We start from the raw sequence: 682 nt of genomic DNA, 5'->3' as shown, positions 1-682 counted from the left end.
AGCGGGTCGCGGGCGTGGCCGAGCAACTGGAAGGGTTTCTCGTCCATGCACACGACCGGGCGGGCGGGGTCGCGTGGCCGGGCGTAGACCGCGAGCACGTCCTCCATGCGGGCGGCGAACTCCGCGTTCGCGCGTGGCGGGATGTTCCAGCACTTCCTCAGATGAGGACGCAGTTCCGTTTTTTTAGGACCCGGCCGATGGTGGAGTGGTCCAGGTTCGGGATGTCCTCGGTGAGTTCGACGTGTTTTTCCAGCAGCCGCAACGACCACCGGGCATACCCCGCCGGTGGCTGTGAGCACGCCAGGGCGATCAGCCGGGCCTCGACCTCACCGGTCACCGGGGACGGCACCGGTGGAAGGTCACGCTTCTTGCGCGTGATCGTGGCAAGGACATCGCCGCCGGCCTCGGCGAATCGCTTGGCGACCAGTCGCAGCATCTCGCCTGAGACCCCGAGCTGGGCCGCGATCACGTCCTTCGGGTCGGGCTCGCCTGCCGAGGTGTCCAGCGCGAGCAGCACCCGTGCCCGCCTGATCACCGATGCCGGACGCACACCCGTGGTGGTCAGCCGGATCAGCTCTTCACGATCCCGGGCTGACAACGTGACCGGCCGCTTCATCAGTGAGGCCATGGCGGTAGTCCTTGTCCGGCAGGGAGGGGAACCTGTCAGACCACAGCCTCCCAG

Annotated in this window: 1 protein-coding gene; it reads right to left on the bottom strand. The window is 67.7% G+C overall.

Annotated features, from left to right (window positions below; all coding sequences use genetic code 11):
• Positions 1-157: 157 nt before the first annotated feature.
• A partial coding sequence (locus F0L68_RS40125; protein WP_306463220.1) for a helix-turn-helix domain-containing protein occupies positions 158-682 on the bottom strand: 525 nt, incomplete at its 5' end.

The sequence above is a fragment of the Solihabitans fulvus genome, from assembly GCF_008386585.1.
GTDB classification, from domain to species: Bacteria; Actinomycetota; Actinomycetes; order Mycobacteriales; family Pseudonocardiaceae; genus Solihabitans; species Solihabitans fulvus.
Note: the sequence above shows the minus strand (reverse complement) of the source record. Positions and strands in the feature narration are given on the sequence as shown.